This window comes from Spirulina sp. LEGE 11439 (genome assembly GCF_059821285.1).
Genome location: NZ_JCAMRX010000011.1, coordinates 97,083 through 118,818, shown reverse-complemented (window position 1 = coordinate 118,818; position 21,736 = coordinate 97,083). Strand labels below are relative to the sequence as shown.

Sequence of the window (21,736 nt, the reverse complement as noted above, 5' to 3'; positions counted from 1 at the left end):
TTAAAATACTGTTTCTTCTACTGGAAAACGCCGCATTAATTGTAATGCCTCTCGTGCATTCTGTTGTAATTCTACCGACAATCCGGGAACGTGGGGAATCTGGGAGAGGAAATCCATCGTCCGTCGTAAAATCCTCACTAAATCACCTTCATCTAAATTGGTGTTATAGCATAATTCATCCCACTCAACACCCAATACCCATTGTTCGACAATACCGATGAGATCTAATATCTCTTCTTCTAACCAAACTGGAAAGCTCACTTTATGACGATACTGACACTTAATTAACTCTCGCCGTAAAGGAGTTAGTTGTCTGAGGGCAATTAAAGTGTTTTCTGGGGGCAGATAAACCGTTCCGGTATCGGGGCGAGGCGGATCGGAAATCAACGCATAAGCTGCTGCTGCGAGTTCTTGAGGAGTCAATCGATCTAAATGACCGGAGATGAGAACTAAACCCAACCACAACTCATTATCTCCTCGCAGTGCTGCCGCCGCTTTACCGATATCGGTGGGATCGTATTCGTGTAATGCGTCAAATTCTCGCAGCACTTTGACGAGGTTTAAAAACTCTCGCCAGTGATGGGTTTGATATTCCTTATATTTGTCCTGCCGATCGCGCAATTGCGATCGCAAATCCAAGCGATGTTTGTGGCGTTTGAGCAGTTTCCCCGGTTTTCCCCATTGTACAAGGGGATGATTTTGTAATTGTTCCCCCACGGCTTCGAGGCGTTGGCGCTGTTCGTAAACTTCGGGGGTTTCGAGAGTTTCGAGGGCATTATCGGGAATCAAGCGGGCAACTTCAGCACTAATTTCCTCTCCTTTAATGGAATTTCCTAATTTTATCGTTAAAGTATCAGGAGGAATTAAAGTATCGAGAAGAGAGAGAGATAAAGAAGCCACATCAATGGCGATAATATCTGCAGTTGCGACAACGTACCAGTGATTATCCGCTCCCAAACAGATGAAATAAGGAGCTTTGCCACTTCCGGGGGTTTGGGCAAAAACGATGGCGGGGATAGGGGTGGCAACTTTAATATGTCTGCCTTTAAGATAGATGACTCGCCCGCTCGATACTTCGTTTAAGGCGCGAGCAATTTCCTTATGATGGCTTTGTTCGGCTTGTTCTTGTAGTGTTTTTAATAAGCGGCGTTCTTCTCGCTGGCGTTCTTTTAATTTCTCATAATGAGAGAATTGCTTTTCATTAACGAGGGATAGTTCGACATCTAATTTGGCAAGGTCGGTAGTGAGAGAGGCGATCGCTTCTTTTTGAGGTTCGAGGGCGAGAGTGGCAATATATTGAGCAAAGCTGCGTTCGAGGAGTTCTTTGACTTCCTCTATTCTGTGAGTTTGCAGCAAGTTCAAAACCATACCGTAAGTGGGAGTGAATTGACTCACTAAAGGATCGGCGGATTTTAAGGCGAGATTGGCCGCATCTTTGGGACCTTCAAAGCGGGTTTGTACCGTTACCACATACCCCTGTTCGTCCATGCCTCGTCGCCCCGCACGTCCCGCCATTTGCAGAAATTCTGAGGGGGTAAGAAGGCGGTGGCCGCGATCGCTGCGTTTGGAGATGGCGGAAATCACTGTAGTGCGGGCGGGCATATTAATCCCGGCAGCGAGGGTTTCTGTGGCAAAGACAACTTTAATAAGTCCGTCCTGAAATAATTCTTCGACAAAGCCTTTCCAAGCAGGTAAAATGCCGGCGTGATGGGCAGCAATACCGCGATGGAGGGGTTCCACTTGTCCGCTACGGGCTGCACTGGGATTCCACGCTAAAAACTCTTCGATCCGTCGTTTTAGTTCTCTCGCTTCCCCCGGGTTAACCAGATGAAATCCGGGCAATTGGTTGACGGCATTATCGCACCCCCGACGACTGAAAATAAAGTAAATAGCGGGTAACATTTCCTTCATTTCCAGTTGTTTCACCACTTGGATAATGGGGGGACAATCTTCTTTTCGCAAGCGCTGTTTGGGGTTACGCCGTCCTTTGGGGAATAAGCGAGAATTTACACCTGCTTTTTTTTCGTTGAGGAGAGGAAAAAGACCTTTGAGGCCGCTGAAATTAAATTCGAGAGGGACGGGACGATAATTGGATTGAATGAGAATGGTTTCACCGTGAACTCGTCCGATCCAGTCGGTAAGTTGGTCGGCATTGGCAACGGTAGCGGAAAGGGCGGCGAGTTGCACTTTTGGCGGACAATAAATAATGGATTCTTCCCAAACTGTGCCTCGCTGAGAGTCGTTCATGTAGTGGCATTCATCGAGAACTACGGTTTCGACATCTATGAGAGATGTGCCCACTTGTCCAATGGGTGTCCCATACAGCATATTGCGAAAAATCTCGGTCGTCATGACTAACACGCTAGCATCCCGGTTATAGGAAGCATCTCCGGTTAGCAAACCGACATTTTCTTCGCCGAATTGATGGCGAAAATCGCGGAATTTTTGATTGGAGAGGGCTTTGAGGGGGGTGGTATAAAAAACTCGCTTCTTCCGGCTGAGGGCGCGATAGATGGCATATTCGCCGATGAGAGTTTTTCCCGATCCCGTAGGAACGCAAACGACGACGGATTTTCCCGAGTCGAGGGCTGCGATCGCCTGTTTTTGGAAGCGATCGAGTGGAAAGGGAAAAAGTTGCTCTAAATTGAGAGAGGGTGTTGGAATAGTAATTTGACTAGCTGGCTCGTTCATATAAGGGGGAAATTTCCCGTTTCTTCTATTCTAGAGCCTTATGGGAAATACAGTACGCTTAACTCGATCTATCAAATCCCATGTTACATGATTTTAGAATTTGCAGTGACTTAACTTCAGATTGCTGTTAGCTTAACGAAATAAGATTACATCCCTTTATATAGATTGATAGACAGAGCTACTATTGTTAGATTATTATTGTTTAGAATTTCGATATGCTGACGAAAGGTAGAGAGTATGCCTCCTAAAAAGTTAACAGGTGCGACGGGCAACCCAATTAATGAAAAACAATATGTTTATCTTGATGTCGATCCCTTCCATCAAATCGCTTTTAATGTTAAAAAAGCTGCCTTTGCAGATCCTGCATTAAAACAAGCGTTAAAATGGTTGGATAATCCGGCGATCGGAAAAAAAGTACATCAGATAACTTATAAAAAGGCAATCAAAAATGGGGGTTGTGTTCCAGTCACGATTCAATATCAAAATGGTACTATAATTAGCATTGCAAAAATGGTAGCGTCTCCTGATGCTAATGTAAAAACTTTAATTGGCACAAAATATCATGGAGATTTAGAGATTATTCACTATAAAATTGGCTGGTAATTCTAACGTCAACTTCTCGATTCTCGATCGCATTCATTCAAAGTCTAACATTGTCGTAAATCCTTGCTTCTGAGTCCATTGTACCGCCCCATGTCGTCCTGTGATGTAAATATAAACTTGTTTTTGCCGCAATGTTTGAAAGGTTTCTTTTGAGACATAAGAAGTAGACGCGATCGCCACATCTCCCCCAAATGCCCTCAATACATTTTCATGAACTGAATTGCCTGCAAATAATAACACTTGCGCCGATAAATCCGTGGGTAAAATGTTCTCATCAGGGGCATACAATAACAACCAATTGCGATCGCCAAATTGTAACTGCGCGATCGCATCATGCAATCTGACAATTTTGGCGCGACCTACTGTTGCTTTCTGCCCGACTTCAAAAGGATATAAGCGCCTTGCTAACACTTCCTCATTTCCTGCTTCAAAGGTCGGGATGGCATGTAAAAAGGTTTTGACAACTAAATTGTCAAAAATGGATTTCCAGCCCGGTTCTCGGTAATTTTTCAGCGATACTGCCAAGTCGATGCGATTGATTCCTTCGCGTGCTAAAAAGGGTAAAACGGTATAGTTTGCCGTATCAGTATCTCCGGCATCAATGAGGGTAATTTTACCGCGATCTTGAATGACGATAACCTGTTCTTGTCCGGTGGAAAGGACGGTTACGCGCATTAAAGTTGCATTGGCGTATAAAAGAGGTGCGATCGCGATTAAAATCGCAAGGAATCCCATTCCCAACCATCTTTTCTTTTGCTGTAAAGGTTTCCACCAAGAAACACTTAAAATAATTGCATAGATTGCTAAAATTTGTAGGATGTTAAAATTTCCTGCTGCTTGGGAACTGTAAGGTAAATTGACGAAAAAACGGACGATATTAACTAGAAATAAAGTTGGGTAGAATAGTAGTGATGCGATCGCACTTCCTCCCAAGGGAAAAATTAATCCGACTCCCGCACTCACCATCCCGCCTAAAATAATCAGAGAACCGAGATGAATCGTGAGAATATTGACTAAAATGCCATAAGTTGCTAGAAAACTAAAATAGTAGGAAGCAATGGGCAATGTCCAAATTGTCGCTGCAACAGGTATGGCAATAATTGTCGCGATCGTAGGTGGTAAATAATCCAAATGTTGTGTGATTACCGGTACGCTAACCACTAATCCTAGAGTCGCAACAAAACTGAGTTGAAAGCTCAAATTCCAGATCCAAAGCGGATTAAATAAGAGAAGAACTGTTGCGACTAAAAGTAATACCCCTAAAGGTTTAACTTTACTTTCTATTGTCATGGCAAACAAGACGGCAATTCCCATTAAAACAGCCCGTAAAATAGAAGGTTGCAGTCCAGTCAATCCCATATATGCAAAGAGAATTACAACTCCGATCGCAAGGCGATACTTGTCTTCTAATGTTCGCGTCAGTGCTAAAACTCCCCCCAATAATAAGGAAACATGAAACCCTGAAGCCGCTAAAATATGCGCTAATCCGGCTTGAATAAACAAATCTTGAATATCAAAGGGTAAATCGATCGCCCTGCGTCCCATAACCATTGAACTTACAAGGGATCCAAAGGGTTCTGATAATCCTTGACTATGAATGCGAATAATACGTTTTCTCAGTTTCCACCATCCCCAAGATGATTCTGGAGAAACAGCCACTAATTCTCCCGACAATCCCGCAAAGACTCCTTGGGGGGCAAGATATGCTTTAAAATCAAAGCCACCGGGATTCTTTGCTTTTTGGGGTTCGTATAATCTGCCTTTAATCGTAATGGTTTGTTGGGGAACTAATTCTAAGTTTTGCTGTGGAGGAATTGTGGCGTATAATTTACCGCTAATATCGGTATTTTCATTAACTTTTTGGACGGCTAAAATAAAGCGTAATTTTTGAGCGCGGTTGAAGCGGGGGCGATCGCGAATTTGTCCCGTTACGGTAATTTCTCCTCGCGTATTGGCCAGCAATAAACTAATATCATTATCAGCAGGTTGAGGCAGGCGCAATTGGAAATGGACGATCGCCAATGCAGCCACAATTCCGGCGGCGATCCAAATAGGAATTCGGGGAACTCTACGCCAAAAACGACGGGCGATCGCGCCCACAATTCCACCAAAAACAATCCAGGCGATCGCCAATCCCCACCCTTGTATAAAGGTCACTCCTTTCCAAGGAGAACCTAATATTCCTGTAGATGATAAACCCAAAATATAGGCAATACAAAGAATTACCCAGCCCTGACGGTTCATAAATTTAGCTTGCTTATTTTATCTCGTAGGGTAGGCAATGCCCACCTCAAGAATTAAATTGAAAGACCCAAATTCAGGCCGAGGAAGGCATGAATAAACATGAGTAATAATGCAAAACTTCCCAAGTACGCATGAGTAGTTTTTAATGCTTCTTTGTTACCGCCAAATTTAGTTGCAGAAATAAACCCATTTAATGCCAATAAAAAGACAACAGTAGAACCCGTCCAGAAGTGGGGACTCTCAAAAATGGATTGTTCTTGCATAACCAAAGATAGCACGCCTCCTGTGTAACCCAAGGAAATAAATAGGAATAACCACGGAGCAAGTTTGCGGTGCGATCGCCGATTTTTGATAGAGGTTTCTGTATCTTGGGAAATGCGTCCTTGCCAACCTACCCAAGCGGTAAAACTGCCTAATACAAAAATTACAATTCCCATCATTAATGGGTGTCCCCAATGGATAATTGGTTCGGGTAAGTTAAAGGGACTAAACCATGTTGCGATCGACTTTAAATAAGGAAGCAAAATGCTTCTTACAGTTTCTATCATAGAACTCCTTTCTGAAATCTTAAATCATTCTAAAAGATAATGGGACATTGAGGAAGAAACTTGAGAAAGAAATTGAAAAATATTTAGCGATCGCCTCGCGATCGAATAACTTACGAACTTCGACTAAAATCGGAGCAATAATTAATTCCGATCGTGCTTTTTCTGTACTGATTTCAAGGGCGAGAGGAATATTCTCTAATAAAATTTCTCTGAGTAAATTACTGGGTTCTACAATTTCTATAGATTCAAACAGAATCTCACTTTCACCAATAGAAAGCTCAAATTTTTCTTCTAATTCTAGAAAAGTAAATTCACTGTAAGACATTTTCAGAATTTTGCACGGGTCTTATTCAATCTAGGTCAGCCTTTTGATTATAACTTAGATTTTGCTGCGATTTTGGCCGCCGTCCGTAAAATTTGTCCGGCTAAAATAGCGGCACCAAACCCATTATCAATATTCATAACCCCCAAACCTGCCGCACAAGAGTTTAACATGGCTAATAAAGCAGAAAGACCGCCGAAACTAGCACCATAACCAATACTGGTGGGAACGCCAATTACGGGACAATTTGCCAAACCTCCTACAACACTGGGTAATGCACCTTCCATTCCCGCAACGACAATTAAAACATCAGCCTCATCAATCATATGACGGTTGTTTAAAAGACGATGAACTCCCGATACACCTACATCCCAAAGACGTTGCACGGGAAACCCCATCAATTCACCAGTGATTGCAGCTTCTTCTGCAACTGGTAAATCCGATGTTCCTGCTGTTAAAATGGTTATTTCTCCAAAGATTTCTTGCGGTTTTGGCTTTCCTAAAGCACAAATTTTGGCAATGGGATAATAGCGGAGATCGGGAATAATAGGTTTGATTTCTGCATAAATTTCCGCCTCAATACGAGTTGCCATAATAACCGATTGATGCTTGCTCATCGCTTCTATAATACGAGCAATTTGTTCGGCGGTTTTATCTTGTCCCCAGATGACTTCTGGAAATCCCGTTCGATCTTGACGCTGATGGTCTACTTTCGCATATTCTGCAACGGATTGATAACCCGTTTCTTGGATTTTTTGGCGGGCAATTTCTGGGGTGATATATCCGGCTGAAACTGCTTCTAATATTGTTTGCAATGTTTCCATTTTTTACAGATTATCGAAAGGAATTTCCAGAATGATGTTTGTCAGTAAGATATTTAGTCTTCTTCAACTTGAAGTTCATATAGATTCCAAAATGCGCCCCCAAAGGCAGTAAACTTGATATTTTGAATACGATCGCGGACGGCTTCTAAGGAGAGAGCATTCACCAAGTATAAAAAGGGAACTTTTTTTGCAACCACTTTTTGAAATTGGCCGTAAATCTCTTTCCGCTTTTCTTCATCTAACTCTCCTGCACCTGCTTCAAAGAGGCGATCGATCTCTTTTTCCCACTCTGTAGCTTCCCAATCTTGAATTGGCTCTTCTCCGGGATATTGACCTTGATTGAATTGATGTAAAGTGCCGCCACTATACCAAATATTAAAACTGCTATTAGGTTCAATGCCGCCGCCACCAAAACCACCGACATAAGCCTCCCAATCTCGACTTCTCAAATGTTTTAAAACTGTATTAAAATTGAGAACTTGTAAATCGGCTTGGATGCCGATCGCTTTTAAATCTTGTTGAATTTGGACGGCAGCATCAACACGGGTCTTTTCTTCTGATTTGACTAATAAGTTAAAGCTGACGGGATTATCGTCAGCATCAAGTAATTGTCCTTCCCGATCGTATTGAAATCCTGCTTCTTGGAGTAATTCTTTGGCTTTTTGAGGATCGTAATCATAGGTTTTCAATCCTTTTTCTGGAGAGAAATAGTAAGGACTCGATACGCTAATCGGAGAGTGTTGAACCACTCCTAATCCTCGATAAATATTATTTTTCATGCGATCGCGATCGATCCCATAGGCCATTGCTTGACGAAAGCGTAGATCGGTGAACCATTTAGATTTAATGGGATCGACAAAAGGTTCTCCTTTTGAATTTTTGGCCTTGGATAAATTCAAACTAAAGAAGCGACTTTCTGAAGCCGGACCACCATTATAAATTGTATATTTACCTTTCTTTTCTTCTTTTTTAAGTAAGCTAAATACCTCGGGTTTGACATCCAAACTATCTAATTCTCCCGAACGAAAGGCAATTGATTGAGTTTCATCAGATTCAATAATTTGCCAGACAATTTTTTCCACATAAGGTTGAGAAATCCCGCTTTTATCTTTGCGCCAATAATACGGATTGCGCTCAAAAATAATGCGCTGACCGGGGATATAATCAATCATGCGATAATGGCCAGCCCCAACAATTTCCCGAGGATCTGTGTCGGTTCCCCATGTAGTTAACAAAACTAAATCGCCTTTTTCGTCGGTCTCTTCTACTGCTTTTTCTAAAGCATGCTTGGGGAGAATATAAATACCGCCAGCATAACGCAAAAAAGGGGCAAAAGGTTTGGGAACGGTAAATTCAACATGAAGATCGTCAATTTTATGAACGGAAGGGTAGCCGTCGCCAACTCTAAGAATATCTCGAATTCCTGTCGGGACTTTTGGGTTTAAATAAATATCTTGGTAAGAAAATACTACATCATCGGCGGTGAGAGGAACACCATCCGACCATCGTAGTCCTTCTCGCAAGGTAAAAATAATTTTGCGTTTATCTTCGGAAATTTGCCAAGATTCTGCTAAAGCCGGTTCTAATTCTGTTGTTATGCCATTTTGCGTTAGCAAGCCTTCGTTAATCAAGCCAAAAATATTGAAGGCAGATTGATTGAGAGGGTAATTAAATGTAGAAGGATTGCTAGGGCTGACGAAAACCAATTGTGAAACAGTTTTCGCATTGCTGTTGCGGATTAAAACGCTACGACCGAATAAAGCGATCGCAACAACTGTAACAATAACAAATAATCCTATTTTCCAAAGCCGACTCAAGCGCATGATGGTTTATTGGGGGTGTAGGTCAAAACGATCGCTTCCCGACGCGATCGCTGCATCTTTTATTTTAGAGGTAAGACGATCGCTATTATGGCAATAAATCTGTATCTTAGGGAAGGAGCGATCGCTTCAGTTTATAACCGACAAAACTTTTCGAGTTCCATTGGGTTGTGCCGATGTACTATTGCTCAAAATACTGGCAATAAAAATCGATAATAACACGATCGCGATTTGCTTTTTCATAAAAGGTATAAAGTTTGCTTGCATAAATACAATTTTCATAGATATAAAATTGTCTATCTTCAATGTAGTTTACTTCTTTCGGTAACGAGTTTCTTGCATGACATTACCGAGACCTTGAATAATTCCTTGACCGATTAAACCGATCGCTTTCCCAATCACTTGTGTTAAAACATAGACAACACCTCTTCCTAAAAAGGCAACAACTGCCCGAACTCTAGGGGCAAAAGCATCTCGAGTTTCTAGGGCGAGGGTAACGAGAAAAGGAATCCCTCGCAAGGCTTCTAAATCTGTCAAACGCGGGGCAGAAATAGATTTAATTTGAATTTGACTGCCTGTGAGAACAAATAAGCGATAGCGACTCTCAAAAATGGCTTTCGGTTCGAGAAAATAGCGATTCTGACGAAATTGCCAAGAGAGTTCGTTTCGCAAGCGGGCAATTTCTCGCGAGGAGATGAAATTGCGATCGTAGAGATTATATTTAATGGTCTCATCTTCGGCAAATTGATTTAAGAGGAATTGCATTGTACTTCTAGCAATGTAAATTGCCAGATTATCTAACAAGTCAGTAATTCTCGCTTTTGCTTCCGGGGACTCGTGACGATAGGTGACATTATCGATCGCGATCGCTCCTTCGTAAAGGAAGTAATCTAAAAGTTCAAAAATAAAGGGAATCTGTTGCAGTTGGTTTTCTGCGATCGCGGCAGAATTTTGCCCCACCAAATCTACAAGAGAGAGATTTTCTTTGGTTTCTGAATAATATTTATGCAAAAATTCAATCGTTGTTTTTTGCCATATTTCTCGCAAAAAGAGATCGATTCTCGAGGAGAGTTCCTCGCGAGTCACTTTCAGAAAGCGTAACTCTTCTAATACGTCTTGTAATTGTCGAACAGTGATATAAAGTAATTCCTGTCGTTTATCTAGTTGTAATATATCTAATTCTAAGGTTAGTTTTGTTTTGTTGCTAACCCCTAAGCGAATCTTTCCTAAAAGTGCCTCGATCGGAGAAGGAAGAGCTACCAATTCACTCGAGGTCGGCGGAATAGAAGGGGGATTTTGAGTAGGTTCTTTCTCGATGGGAGGGACAATAACCACCTCTACGGGAAGCAGGCGATCTACAAGCGATCGCGCAACTTTGAGTTCTCGTTGACGACCTTGCCAATAAAACCAATCAAAGGTCGGTAAATTTTTCTGTTCTAATTGTTGCTTGATTTTAGCCAAACTGACTTCAATTTGAGAGAGTCCCGATCGCCGTAAATTAAAAAGCCATTGCGGGGGAGATTCGGGAACGGATAATTGTAAATTGAGAGGTTGTAAAATCTTGGTAGTTTGTGTCGGCCAAGCTGTATTCCCGGTGACAATTTGTCGCAAAATGGGCGCTAATTCTTCGCGACTCGTTCCTTTGGGTCGATACCCTGCAATCCCGAGAGCTTGTAAGGATTTTAAGAGACGCGGTTCAACAACTGCACTTAAGAGAAAAACGCGAAGATCGGGATAATTTTCTTTAAGTTGCTGAAAAAATTGTAAAGGATCGATTTCTCGATCCGGAGCGGGAATATCGGCGATCGCGATTAAATTTTCTCGTTCGTTTAAGGTCGCTAATGCAGCCAAAGCCCTCGCGGTATCAACGCGATCGCAAATCTGAAAATCCTCAAATACAGCCAAAGCAGTCGCGAGACCCAAGGAAAAGATTGGATCGTCGTCTATCAGGAAGAGTTGAAGGGAGCGTTCGGGTAAGCGCTGCAAAGCTGTATCGCTCATTTCCACGATCAATTATCAATTATCAATTATCAATTATCAATGATGACTGAGAGATTCCGCAAGATTCTCTTCAATTCATTTGCTATTCCGGGGAATAATATAAAGGACAGTCACTTTCCCATTATGGGTGCATTTGTCAACCATCAGGACAGAGCCGGAGCAGAATTATGGATATTGGGATTCCCAAAGAAATTAAAGACCAAGAATTCCGCGTTGGGTTGAGTCCGAGTAGCGTGGGGGTTTTATGCGGACAAAATCACCGGGTTTTTGTGGAAACCCAAGCAGGACAAGGCTCGGGTTTTAGCGATCGCGATTACGAAAATGCCGGCGCGGCGATCGTTTTCACAGCAGAGGAAGCATGGAATCAAGCAATGGTGGTTAAAGTGAAAGAACCCCTCCCTTCAGAATATCAGTTCTTACAAAAAGACCAAATTTTATTTACTTATCTCCATTTAGCCGCCGATCGCCAACTCACAGAAGCTTTAATGAAATCGGGAGTTGTCGGCATTGCTTACGAAACCGTAGAACTGCCCGATGGTAAATTGCCCCTCCTTGCCCCCATGAGCGTCATTGCCGGGCGGTTGGCAACACAATTTGGCTCCCGCTACCTCGAGAAACAACAAGGGGGGCGAGGGGTTCTTTTAGGGGGCATTCCGGGAGTGCGATCGGGGCGAGTGACGATTCTCGGTGGCGGGGTCGTGGGGACGGAAGCCGCAAAAATGGCCGTGGGTTTGGGGGCGCAAGTCCGGATTATCGATATTAATGTTGAACGCTTAAATGAGCTAGAGACTTTGTTCGGTTCGCGAGTGGAGTTACTTTACAGCAGTCCCGCGCAAATTGAAGCCGCCGTCAAAGATGCGGATTTGCTCATCGGGGCGGTGTTGGTGGTAGGAAAACGCCCACCAACCTTGGTTTCTCGCGCTTTAGTGGCTCAGATGCGATCGGGGTCGGTTATCGTTGATGTGGCGGTCGATCAAGGAGGGTGTATCGAAACCCTGCGCCCAACTTCTCACAGCAATCCCACTTATATTGAGGAAGGAGTCGTTCATGTCGGCATTCCTAATATGCCCGGTGCAGTGCCTTGGACGGCAACTCAAGCCTTAAATAATAGTACGCTGCCCTATACAATTAAATTGGCGAATCATGGTTTAGAAGCCGTATCAATGGACTCAGCCCTTGCTTTGGGGGTGAATATTAAACATCATCAGCTTGTTTATCCTGCCGTGCGTGAAGTTTTTCCCGATTTGTAATTTCAACAAACAGTAATCTAGGCTTCAGAATGAAAAAGATTCTTTTAACTTCATTTCAAACATGGATGCCCCATCAAAAGTCTAATTCTTCTGACGAATTACTGGCCAGAATTCAAGGGGAAATTTTTGCCAATTTAGAGTTATTTTTCCTGCGAGATTTACCTGTCGAGATAGAAAAAGCGAGTCGAGAAGCGATCGCCTGCTTAGAAAAAGTTCCTTGCGATCGCGTTATTTGTTGCGGCATGGCAGAATCTCGCACCAATCTTACCCTAGAATCCAATGCCCGTCGCGGTAAAGAATGCTTCAAAACCGCGATCGCTTTGCCTCCGTTAGTCTCTCAACTTAAAACGACAGAAATTAGTCACGATGCCGGACAATTTGTTTGCGAAGGATTGTATTTTGAGATTCTCCATTATTTGCAGCGATCGCAATCTTCTAGTCATTGTTTATTCGTCCACGTTCCCATTTTAACGCGAGACAATGAAGCGGAAATCCTTGAGGATTTTCAAACGCTGTTATCTCTGGTATAATTTCACCCTCATATTAAGCAATTTTTTTGAGAGCGATCGCAGAATTAAAAACCGACAATATTTTTAATCAAAGCGCACCTCAACCAGAGAGAGATCGTCATCAAAGCGATCGCTAATATTAATTTCTTTCACCCGCTCGATAATCCGATCCAGATGGCGATCGCTCTTTTGAGAATATTGCTTCAATTCTTCAATAAACTCATCTAATCCCCACATGCCTCCATTGGGAAGATCGAGTTCGTAAATTCCATCGCTAAACAAATATAAATTAGCAGCCGTATCAATCTTGCAACTGTGTTCTTCATAATCTGCATCGGGAAACATTCCAATGGGAAAACCGGGAGCTTTTAACGATTCAACCTGCATTTGCCCATTGCCATTCAAATCAGGAGACAGTAAAATAGCAGGAGGATGTCCGGCACTGGAATACACTAATTGTCGTGTTTTTTTATTATAGACACCATACCAAATCGTAAAATATTTATCATTGCGCTGAGTCATTTGAAACGTGTCATTTAACCCTCGGAGAACATCGCTGGGCTGGCAATAATCCACTTGCAATAGTCTTTTGGAGCGCAATAAATTAATCACCGAAACTGAAGGCAAAGCCGCTCGCAAACCATGACCGGACACATCTAGTAAATACATCACCAAATGTTCGTCATCCAGCCAATAAAAATCAAAACTATCACCTCCTAGCTGACTCGAAGGGATAAAACGTACATCGATCGCGATTTTCGAGTCCTTGAGAGGTTCGGGTAAAATAGAACAGACATATTCAGCCGCTTCCGTCAATTCTGTTTCCAAGATTTGTTTTTGCTTTTGTAAATCACTACTGAGTTGATGCAATCGCAAACCCGATCGCACCCTTGCCTGTAACTCGAACATCTCAATCGGCTTGCACAAAAAATCATCGGCTCCCGCATCCAAACCCTCGACGCGATCTTCTACCGAGCCTTTGGAGGTGAGCAAAATAAAAAACGTTGTCGAAAGTTCTGGCGTCGCTTTGATGTGCGCGCAAACCTCAATCCCATTCATGCGCGGCATGACCCAATCGCAAATCACCAATGCTGGAGCGAGATCTTTCGCCATCATCAATCCTTCCATACCATCACTGGCTACTAACACCTCATAACCTCGATGAGTCAAAGTACGCTTGAGCAACAGTTGAATCGCAGGGTCGTCGTCAACGATTAAAATTAGAGCCATAGCGGGTGCGATCGTGCGGATATCGGGTCGTATTAACTAAAAACAACTTGAATGAATCGTTCTCCCGATTGTAGGAGTGTTAACAATTCATCGAGCCAAGTCAAAATTCAGTCTGATCTGTAGGCTAACCTAATCAACAAATTCTATAATATTGGAGAATTGATACTCCAGACGTTAAAATTTTGTGGGAATTTCTGACTTTTCTTTTTCTATTGGCAACAGAAATAAAGAACTCTCAATAATTTTAGCAAAATTCTCATCATTTATATTGATTCTCAAGGGTGTTGAGTGCGATCGCAGAGGACGATAAGCTGTTGGACAAACAAAAATTTTCTCTCCGAGTTCCTACCGATTTAAAGGAATCCCACCAAGTTCAAGCCTGGTTTGACCATAGTTGTGCTTCTGTTCTTGAAACCGAGCGGATTCGATGCAAACTCGCCTTAATCGAAGCATTTACGAATGTCGTGCGCCATGCTCATCAGGGATTTCCCCATGATACCCCGATTGATTTGGAGGTGACGCTTTCTCCCCATCGGTTGGAGTTAAGAATCTGGGATTTTGGCATCCCTTTCGATTTTGAAGCTCGCCTCCGTGCGGCTTTGCAGAGGATTGAGGATGGAGACGGCCTTGCGGGGGGCGGACGAGGTTTGATTATTATCTATCAGGGTATGGATTTAGCCATCTCCAAACGCTCGGACGATGGGCGCAATTGTTTGCTCATGGTCAAATACCTCGTGCAGGGAGAGGAAGAAGGAGAGCGAGGATAAATTATCCTTAAACACTCTTATTACCGCGATCGCCACCGGAAATGATTATCGAGGGGGTGGAGAACCCGGCCTTCTGCGAGGAAAAGGGCGATCGGGTCGTTGCCGATCGCCATTCCCGCGCCTTCCGGGAGGTCCTTTCCGGAAACTATTATCGGGAATCCCGCGAAAACAGCGAGAAATAAAAGGAAATTCTTCAGTGATGTGATAGTGATAAATTCCCTCCCGATACTCGGGTGTTATGCCAAATCGTCCGTTACATTCATCTAAATCCCCCAATCCTGCAATATATTCGTAATCTTGGGTAAAAGTTCCATCGTAAGTACCTCCCGGACCTCCCGATCGCGTTCCCGATTTTAAACGGTAACTCGATCGCATTTTCCCGATCCCGCTTCGAGGCTCTCGAGTATTTTGATAACCCTCAGCACCATAAATCGGAAATCCATCTGCCGCATAACCGATAAGCTGAATTTTCTGGCGATTACCCAAACTATCAATCAGACCTTGAGGCGAACCGTGATAATGATAAACGCCGCCGGGTTGAACATGAGCATTATTGCGATCCAGCCCGAGGTTAATTTTGCCCGAGAGTGCCTCATAATTCCAGACTGCATTTCTCGCTTCTCTTCCGCCGGTTCTGCGTCCTGAAGCGGTCCAATATTCAGCCGTACCGGGTTCAAAAGGAATGCCATTAACCGCAACCCCAAAAAACATCCCTCTTCCGGAAATCGTGCGATCGCTGCGAGCGGGATTGAGAGGAATGCGAAAGGTGTAATTTTGGGCGGAAATGGCATTCGGATTGCCCGGATTGGGAAATTGACCGGTTGTGTGGTTAGGAATGCCATCCGATTCGAGAATGCGGTAGTTTCCTACAATTTTGATATTGACAGCTTTATCGTGATGGGAATGAGTTTGAGAGGAGTGCGATCGCGCTCGAATGGCGGAAGAAACTTTGGCCAGCAATCCCGTTAAAGTCATGGTCAAGAATAAGCCTAACAAGACGAAGGTTAAGCCCAATCGCCATTTTTTCAGATATTTTTTCATCTCTCGGAAAATTTTTTATTCGGCTTATTTTCAATGTAGCTTCACCGTCCGATATAGTCGAGAATGCCATTGGCGATCGCTTCTGCCATTTGACTGCGAAACTGCGGATTCGATAATTTTGCTGCATCGGAATACCCGGTCACAAAACCCACTTCTACCAGTGCGGCGGGCATGGCCGTATTGCGAAGGACGTAAAACCGCGCCTGTTTCACTCCACGATTTTTCATGCCTGTATCCCGAATGATGCGACTTTGAATATTTTGCGCCAAGGAACGACCGCTAGAATAGTAAAAAGTTTCCGCCCCATTCACTTGAGTCCGAGAACGTCCGGCGGAATTGGCATGGATACTCACAAAAATATCAGAACCCGCTCGGTTGGCCATTTCCGCCCGTCCCGATAAGGAAATAAAGCGATCGTCTCGCCGGGTTAGCATCACTGCAACGCCGTGCTTTTCTAGAATTTGCGCGACTTCCTTGGAAATAGGCAAAATCACATTTTTCTCTTGCAGTCCCCCCACCCCGATCGCGCCGGGATCGCGCCCGCCATGGCCGGGATCGAGGGTGACTAAAACCCGCGTATTCGGGGTTCTCCGCGTGGGGGTCGGTGCGGGAGTCGCAGGAGGACGGGTCGTAGAAGGGGGTTTGGGAACAGAAATATTCACATCGGGGCGGGGTAGGGGCTGGCTGACTACGGGATAGCTATTTTCCGGGGTGGGGCTATCCTCTCGTAACGACTGCATTCCGTCTTCGGGAACGATCGCTAATCCTGTCGAACTTGCTGCCGCCGTCCAATCGGGACTATCGGGAGAAACATTTAAAGTGAGGCGCACGATAGTTGGTGTAACCTGCGCGATCGCTAAATCTCTCACGCCATAGCGATTCACGGGTTGAGTGGGAGAGGAGGGCAGTTTTGCCCCATCGAGATGAATGTAAACCTGACGGCGATCGCGGCTGCGATCGACCCTAACTTTGGGCGTTTGGCCGTTTAGCGGCAGAAATAACCCATTGCGGGTAATCTGCACCTTGGCTGGCGTTTCGCGGATAGTTTGAGGCGATACGTCTGAAGACACGCTATTCGCAAAGCGAAGGCTACGCCAACGCGATCGCGCAATGGGATCGGGAAGTTGTGCGATCCATTGATGAGGGGTTCTCGCCACAAACTTCACCTGCTGGGGATCGATGGTGTATCCTTCGGCAAACTCCACCACTAACCGCGCCGTATGAGCTTGGAATTGTCCCGCCCGAATACTGGCGATCGCGCCATCCAGCTTGCGATTCACCGTTCCCCGTCCCAACCGCGTCCCCGGCAAATCGATAACCAAGCGATCGGGATTGGCGATGAATTTGGCACGAGGTTGAACCCCGGCATCGGTATTAAAAATTAAGCGGTTTTCTCGGGCATCAAACTGCCACGAAATAAGTTGGGCAGCATCCGCAGCCGAGGCACAATTTAACGTTGTACCCGCCGCGATCGCTCCCCAGAAAAACCAATTGGATTTCATGGGATATTCTAGATTATCGCAATGAGAAAAATTTGAGACAAAGCGCGATCGAAGCTCGCGATCGGTGCTTGGGAGAAATATTCATTACTTTCACAATATTCCAGTCCCGATCCGGAAACTTTTTGCTGGCTCTGCTCTCTGTTTCAAGACGGGCGCAATGATGAGAAAGTTGCCCGGACAATCTCAAAAGCGGCACAAGTTTATGAATCGAGTATCAAAATAAATCTCGTGTTTAGGTTAACTGTCCTCGGGCAATTTCAATCACTTTTCCTCCTACTAATACTTCAATTTCCGTATCTTTTTTTGTTGCTTTTAAAAATAATAAAGAAGGGCGATTGATTTCATAACCCTGCTCGACACGAATATCGATAGAACCCGTACCAAAATAATCATATCGTGCCAAATATGCCGCCAAACATCCGTTAGCGCTACCCGTTGCCGGATCTTCAGGAATACCTAACGCTTCCCCAAAAACCCGGACGCTTAATTGGTTATCGGGCAAGTTTGTTTCCGGACAAAATACTAAAATTGCCTTGGCTTCCGTGTTTTCGATTAAGGAAAAATACTTCTCTCGCTGTACTTTAACTCGTTTGAGAGAAAGATGTTTTTTCAAGGGGACGATAATAAAAGGTAATCCTGTAGAAACTTCTCGGATGGGGAAATTACTATCGATTTCTTCAGAGTTTAAGGAAAGCACTTCTGCTAAGGCCGCCAAGGTTAATTCTTGCTGAAATGTCGGTGTATTTTGTTGCATCCAAAATAATTCTTCGCCATCTTCTCCTTTCTGTACAGTCACGGGAATTTGCCCGACTTTGAGATCGAGATTAATCGGCGATCGCGTTGCTTCTCTCAAATATTGATGGATAACATAAGCCGTGCCAAGGGTCGGATGTCCGGCGAAAGGGAGTTCCTTACTGGGGGTAAAGATGCGCGTGGTGTAACCCTTATTGTTTTGCTTCTCCCCGACAATAAATGTCGTTTCCGAATAATTCATTTCTTTGGCCAGAGCCTGCATCTCGCGATCGCTCAATCCTTCAGCATGGGTAAAGACAGCCAATGGATTCCCCGTATAGCGATCGATGGCAAAGACATCGACAATGTAAAAAATTCCCTCGGACATGCTTTTGAGTTAATAAATTCTAATCATTTAAGTCACTACAACTTATCATTTTCCTAAGTAAATTGGCTTATCATCTAGGGAAACTTGACAATGAGGGGTAAGGATCCCCGGTTAATTCCGCACCGATCCCGAAATTTTTGTATACTAAGAGTCGCTTTCAGAATCCGAGTGCTTAACACCAGGAGTCACCGCTCATGTTCTCTTTCAAAACTTCTTGGGTCGCCTCCTTTTTGGGGATTGTCCTCGTCTCAACGCCTGGCTTTACTTTCAACCGCAGAAGCGATCGCGCTTTCGCCATTGTCGGCCAGACAAATAGCGCGATCGCCAGCGCCGAAACATCTTTAGCTTCAGGAGTTGTACTCGGACGTGCCTTAGAATATCGTTCTGGAAATAATAGAGACCAATCGACGGCAAACGCAGTACCTTGGCGGTTAGCGAGTAAAAAAATTGCTTGGGAACCGGCCTCGGAACGCGCATTTTGTCCCTCCTCGTCCAACAAAACGGAACAATGGTCGCAATTACCGGAAGTTCCGGATGTGGATCGCCCCAAATCTCAGTTTTTTAATTTGCATTTGCGGGGACGACTGGCCAAGGTCATCCAAAGTTTTTTTGACTGGCCGAACTCCGAAGTTGCTCGCAGTCGTTCTTTTCCCGTGGTCGAAATCGATCCACCGATGTCTCCTCAACGCTTATCTCCGCGCTCGCATTCTCATTTGGTTAATGTTTGGTACTCTCCTACGCCACAACTCCCCGAGGACTTATCTCTCGCAGGAGAAGAGTATCGCATTCTCATTAACGGACAAGTTACGATCGCCTTATCCAACTCGCAACAGGTCAGATTAATTGCCTCGCGGTTGGAAGGGGTTCTCGCCGATCGCGATTTCGATCCCGACCTGATTAAACCCGCAATTTTAGGGGAATATCCTGCTGCGATGATGGGCGATCGCTTATTATTTGTGGCGGATGACTCGTTTTTCCTCGAGGAGGACGAAAACATAGAACTGGTTCTCATTAACTGGGTCAATGCCATTCGCCAAGCCTTAGATGCAGAACCTTTGCCATTGGTGGAAGCCCAGCAGCAAATGTACCGCGTTGCCGAAACCCCACGAGAATTTCACGGTCTGGCTTCTTGGTACGGTCCTTATTTTCACGGTCGCCTCACTGCGAATGGCGAAACCTATGACCAAGAAGCCTTTACCGCCGCCCATCCGTCTTTACCGTTCAATACTTATTTGAAGGTAACGAATTTAGAAAATCAAGAAACCATGATTATCCGCATTAACGATCGCGGACCCTATATTCATCCCCGGACTCTCGATCTTTCTCGCGGGGTTGCTCGCTGTTTGCAGAGTAAAGATTCGGGGGTCGTTCCTTATCGGGCGGTGATTATGACGGAATTGTAATTTGGGGATTGTCGGCGATCGCGCGCGCGATCGCCGAACCCATTCCTGATTACCCTAAAGAGCGAATGGCTTCGAGTAAACCCCGTGCTTTATTGAGGGTTTCTTCGTATTCGTTTTCTGGTACAGAGTCGGCGACTAAACCCGCCCCAGCTTGGACGGAAACGAGATGGCGATCGCTACCTTGAGGACGCACGATCATGGTGCGAATGGCGATCGCGCTATTAAGTTGTCCGGTAAAGTCATAGTAACCATAAACCCCCGAATAAACCCCCCGTCGTTCCGGTTCGAGTTCGTTGACGATTTCCATGGCGCGAATTTTGGGGGCACCACTGACGGTTCCGGCAGGAAAGGTGGCTTGCAGTAAGTCCCAAACGGTTTTATCGTCCCGCAATTCGCCGATCGCATTACTGACGATGTGCATGACGTGAGAATAGCGTTCGACGATCATCAGTTCGTCTACGGTAACGCTACCGTTTTTGCAGACGCGCCCGAGATCGTTGCGCCCGAGATCGACAAGCATGACATGTTCGGCACGTTCTTTGGGATCTTTGAGGAGATCTTCTTCTAGGGCTTTATCTTCGGCGAAGGTTTTTCCTCGTTTACGCGTTCCCGCGATCGGTCTGACGGTGGCGCGATTTTTCCCATCGGGAAGTTTTTCGGCTTTCACCATCACTTCGGGACTCGAACCGATAATTTGCCAATCCTCAAAGTTAAAGTAGGCCATATAAGGGGAAGGGTTCACCAGACGCAAGGAACGATAAAGACTGAAGGGAGACCCCGTATAGACAGAAGAAAGGCGTTGGGAAATGACGACTTGAAAGATATCTCCCGCCCGAATATATTCTTTCGCTTTTTCGACACTGGTGCAATATTGTTCTTTGCTGGTATTGCTTTCGTAGAGGGGATCGCTATTGTGGCTATGGGGATGCCATTCTAATTGGGTTGCTTCGATGGGAAGGGGAAGTTTCAGTTTGAGAACAAGGGAAGTGACGCGATCGCAAGCTTCTTGATAGGCCTGTCTGAGGTCGGTGTTGGGGTCGCGAATATCGGCATAGGCGATCGCCCAAATTTTCCGCTTGACTTGATCGAAGGCGATTAAACTATCGAAGTGCAGCCAGATCCCATCGGGGAGATCCCTTTCTTGTAGGGGGTAAATGGGAACGCGCGGTTCGATCCAGTGAATGAGTTCGTAGCCCCAAAAGCCAAATAAACCGCCGATTCCGGGAGGCAGTTGGGGTAAATTGACGGGTTGATAGGGAGCGAGACATTCTGCCAAAATATTGAAGGGATTGCCTATCAAGGTCTCAATCGTGCCATCTCTGTGAGTTTGGGTGGTGCGATCGCCTCTCGTTTCCAATATCCATGCCGGATCGCTACCCAACCAGCTATAACGTCCCAAATTTTCCCCGCCTTCTACGGACTCGAGCAAAATATTATAGGGTTGTCCTGCACAGATTTTGTACCACGCGGAAACTGGGGTTTCGAGGTCGGCAACCCATTCTTGGTAGACGGGGACAAAGTTACCTTGTTTGGCAAGTTCGCAAAATTGGGAAAAGTCTGGGCAAATCATGGGGCGATGAAAGATGGGCATTCTTTTCTATTATCGGCGGATTTGTCCCTATTAAAGCGATCTCATTCTGACAAGATCGGATTTGTTAACTTACCCAATCACCATAATTGGGTAGATTGCGATTTTTCTGAAGCGATCGAGATATTTTTCAGCAGATCTACGGATTCCAGCATTCAAGAAGAGGTTGTACTCAGAGTACAACCTCTTCTCGCTCATCTTCGATCGGGGTTGGCAATAAGATAACTGGCGTGCGAGAAGCAAAGCATCTACTTTAATTGAGTTTTACAATCG

General features: G+C 44.7%; 17 protein-coding genes. 5 read left to right on the top strand and 12 right to left on the bottom strand.

The window, feature by feature from the left end:
- A complete protein-coding gene (locus AC6RV6_RS10445; protein ID WP_500240780.1) occupies positions 1-2,691 on the bottom strand; it encodes a DEAD/DEAH box helicase in 2,691 nt (896 codons plus the stop codon).
- A gap of 237 nt (positions 2,692-2,928) precedes the next feature.
- Here AC6RV6_RS10445 and AC6RV6_RS10440 point away from each other — a divergent pair, with 237 nt between their 5' ends.
- A complete protein-coding gene (locus tag AC6RV6_RS10440) occupies positions 2,929-3,294 on the top strand; it encodes a hypothetical protein (RefSeq protein WP_500240779.1) in 366 nt (121 codons plus the stop codon).
- A gap of 33 nt (positions 3,295-3,327) precedes the next feature.
- Here AC6RV6_RS10440 and AC6RV6_RS10435 read toward each other — a convergent pair whose 3' ends face one another.
- From AC6RV6_RS10435 to AC6RV6_RS10410, 6 genes are all read right to left on the bottom strand, one after another.
- Entirely contained in the window at positions 3,328-5,538 is a 2,211-nt protein-coding gene (locus tag AC6RV6_RS10435) for a ComEC/Rec2 family competence protein (RefSeq protein ID WP_500240778.1), read from the bottom strand.
- Between the two features lie 53 nt (positions 5,539-5,591).
- Entirely contained in the window at positions 5,592-6,086 is a 495-nt protein-coding gene (locus AC6RV6_RS10430) for a DUF4079 domain-containing protein (protein WP_500240777.1), read from the bottom strand.
- A 19-nt stretch (positions 6,087-6,105) separates the two neighbouring features.
- Positions 6,106-6,411, bottom strand: a complete 306-nt coding sequence (locus AC6RV6_RS10425; RefSeq protein ID WP_500240776.1) for a hypothetical protein — start codon at positions 6,409-6,411, stop codon at positions 6,106-6,108.
- Positions 6,412-6,458: 47 nt separating this feature from the next.
- Positions 6,459-7,232, bottom strand: coding sequence for a nickel pincer cofactor biosynthesis protein LarB (gene larB / locus AC6RV6_RS10420; RefSeq protein WP_500240775.1), 774 nt, complete (start codon positions 7,230-7,232; stop codon positions 6,459-6,461).
- Positions 7,233-7,285: 53 nt separating this feature from the next.
- Positions 7,286-9,055 carry an ABC transporter substrate-binding protein gene (locus tag AC6RV6_RS10415; RefSeq protein ID WP_500240774.1) on the bottom strand — a complete coding sequence of 590 codons (1,770 nt, stop codon included), beginning with the start codon at positions 9,053-9,055 and terminating at the stop codon, positions 7,286-7,288.
- Positions 9,056-9,364: 309 nt separating this feature from the next.
- Positions 9,365-11,053: a DUF3685 domain-containing protein gene (locus AC6RV6_RS10410; protein ID WP_500240773.1), complete on the bottom strand. Its 1,689-nt coding sequence runs from the start codon at positions 11,051-11,053 to the stop codon at positions 9,365-9,367.
- 167 nt (positions 11,054-11,220) lie between these two features.
- Here AC6RV6_RS10410 and ald point away from each other — a divergent pair, with 167 nt between their 5' ends.
- Together ald and AC6RV6_RS10400 are read left to right on the top strand one after the other, a co-directional pair.
- A complete protein-coding gene (ald, locus tag AC6RV6_RS10405) occupies positions 11,221-12,303 on the top strand; it encodes an alanine dehydrogenase (protein ID WP_500240772.1) in 1,083 nt (360 codons plus the stop codon).
- Between the two features lie 29 nt (positions 12,304-12,332).
- On the top strand, positions 12,333-12,833 hold the full coding sequence (locus AC6RV6_RS10400; RefSeq protein WP_500240771.1) for a C15 family peptidase: 501 nt from the start codon (positions 12,333-12,335) through the stop codon (positions 12,831-12,833).
- A gap of 63 nt (positions 12,834-12,896) precedes the next feature.
- Here AC6RV6_RS10400 and AC6RV6_RS10395 read toward each other — a convergent pair whose 3' ends face one another.
- Positions 12,897-14,042 (bottom strand): PP2C family protein-serine/threonine phosphatase, encoded by a 1,146-nt coding sequence (locus AC6RV6_RS10395; protein ID WP_500240770.1) that lies wholly within the window; start codon positions 14,040-14,042, stop codon positions 12,897-12,899.
- 314 nt (positions 14,043-14,356) lie between these two features.
- Here AC6RV6_RS10395 and AC6RV6_RS10390 point away from each other — a divergent pair, with 314 nt between their 5' ends.
- Positions 14,357-14,809 carry an ATP-binding protein gene (locus AC6RV6_RS10390; RefSeq protein WP_500240769.1) on the top strand — a complete coding sequence of 151 codons (453 nt, stop codon included), beginning with the start codon at positions 14,357-14,359 and terminating at the stop codon, positions 14,807-14,809.
- A 45-nt stretch (positions 14,810-14,854) separates the two neighbouring features.
- On the opposite strand, the gene AC6RV6_RS10385 is transcribed toward AC6RV6_RS10390, so the two are convergent.
- The 3 genes from AC6RV6_RS10385 to AC6RV6_RS10375 form a co-directional block, all read right to left on the bottom strand.
- Positions 14,855-15,850 (bottom strand): YHYH protein, encoded by a 996-nt coding sequence (locus AC6RV6_RS10385; protein WP_500240768.1) that lies wholly within the window; start codon positions 15,848-15,850, stop codon positions 14,855-14,857.
- Between the two features lie 41 nt (positions 15,851-15,891).
- Positions 15,892-17,352 (bottom strand): N-acetylmuramoyl-L-alanine amidase, encoded by a 1,461-nt coding sequence (locus tag AC6RV6_RS10380; RefSeq protein ID WP_500240767.1) that lies wholly within the window; start codon positions 17,350-17,352, stop codon positions 15,892-15,894.
- Positions 17,353-17,584: 232 nt separating this feature from the next.
- Positions 17,585-18,472 (bottom strand): PhzF family phenazine biosynthesis protein, encoded by an 888-nt coding sequence (locus AC6RV6_RS10375; RefSeq protein WP_500240766.1) that lies wholly within the window; start codon positions 18,470-18,472, stop codon positions 17,585-17,587.
- Positions 18,473-18,666: 194 nt separating this feature from the next.
- Between AC6RV6_RS10375 and AC6RV6_RS10370 the strand changes: the two genes are divergently transcribed.
- A complete protein-coding gene (locus AC6RV6_RS10370) occupies positions 18,667-19,875 on the top strand; it encodes a septal ring lytic transglycosylase RlpA family protein (protein ID WP_500240765.1) in 1,209 nt (402 codons plus the stop codon).
- A 49-nt stretch (positions 19,876-19,924) separates the two neighbouring features.
- Here the strand turns inward: AC6RV6_RS10370 and trpE are convergent, their stop codons facing one another.
- Positions 19,925-21,445 (bottom strand): anthranilate synthase component I, encoded by a 1,521-nt coding sequence (gene trpE, locus AC6RV6_RS10365; protein ID WP_500240809.1) that lies wholly within the window; start codon positions 21,443-21,445, stop codon positions 19,925-19,927.
- Between the last annotated feature and the right edge of the window lie 291 nt (positions 21,446-21,736).

Bases quoted from the DNA above. Each gene is read 5' to 3' on its own strand.
- AC6RV6_RS10385 (WP_500240768.1), bottom strand. From the start codon at position 15,850: ATGAAAAAATATCTGAAAAAATGGCGATTGGGCTTAACCTTCGTCTTG.
- AC6RV6_RS10370 (WP_500240765.1), top strand. From the start codon at position 18,667: ATGTTCTCTTTCAAAACTTCTTGGGTCGCCTCCTTTTTGGGGATTGTC.
- ald (WP_500240772.1), top strand. From the start codon at position 11,221: ATGGATATTGGGATTCCCAAAGAAATTAAAGACCAAGAATTCCGCGTT.
- AC6RV6_RS10440 (WP_500240779.1), top strand. From the start codon at position 2,929: ATGCCTCCTAAAAAGTTAACAGGTGCGACGGGCAACCCAATTAATGAA.
- AC6RV6_RS10430 (WP_500240777.1), bottom strand. From the start codon at position 6,086: ATGATAGAAACTGTAAGAAGCATTTTGCTTCCTTATTTAAAGTCGATC.
- AC6RV6_RS10380 (WP_500240767.1), bottom strand. From the start codon at position 17,352: ATGAAATCCAATTGGTTTTTCTGGGGAGCGATCGCGGCGGGTACAACG.
- AC6RV6_RS10395 (WP_500240770.1), bottom strand. From the start codon at position 14,042: ATGGCTCTAATTTTAATCGTTGACGACGACCCTGCGATTCAACTGTTG.
- AC6RV6_RS10415 (WP_500240774.1), bottom strand. From the start codon at position 9,055: ATGCGCTTGAGTCGGCTTTGGAAAATAGGATTATTTGTTATTGTTACA.
- AC6RV6_RS10375 (WP_500240766.1), bottom strand. From the start codon at position 18,472: ATGTCCGAGGGAATTTTTTACATTGTCGATGTCTTTGCCATCGATCGC.
- trpE (WP_500240809.1), bottom strand. From the start codon at position 21,445: ATGATTTGCCCAGACTTTTCCCAATTTTGCGAACTTGCCAAACAAGGT.
- AC6RV6_RS10425 (WP_500240776.1), bottom strand. From the start codon at position 6,411: ATGTCTTACAGTGAATTTACTTTTCTAGAATTAGAAGAAAAATTTGAG.
- AC6RV6_RS10435 (WP_500240778.1), bottom strand. From the start codon at position 5,538: ATGAACCGTCAGGGCTGGGTAATTCTTTGTATTGCCTATATTTTGGGT.
- AC6RV6_RS10400 (WP_500240771.1), top strand. From the start codon at position 12,333: ATGAAAAAGATTCTTTTAACTTCATTTCAAACATGGATGCCCCATCAA.
- AC6RV6_RS10410 (WP_500240773.1), bottom strand. From the start codon at position 11,053: ATGAGCGATACAGCTTTGCAGCGCTTACCCGAACGCTCCCTTCAACTC.
- larB (WP_500240775.1), bottom strand. From the start codon at position 7,232: ATGGAAACATTGCAAACAATATTAGAAGCAGTTTCAGCCGGATATATC.
- AC6RV6_RS10445 (WP_500240780.1), bottom strand. From the start codon at position 2,691: ATGAACGAGCCAGCTAGTCAAATTACTATTCCAACACCCTCTCTCAAT.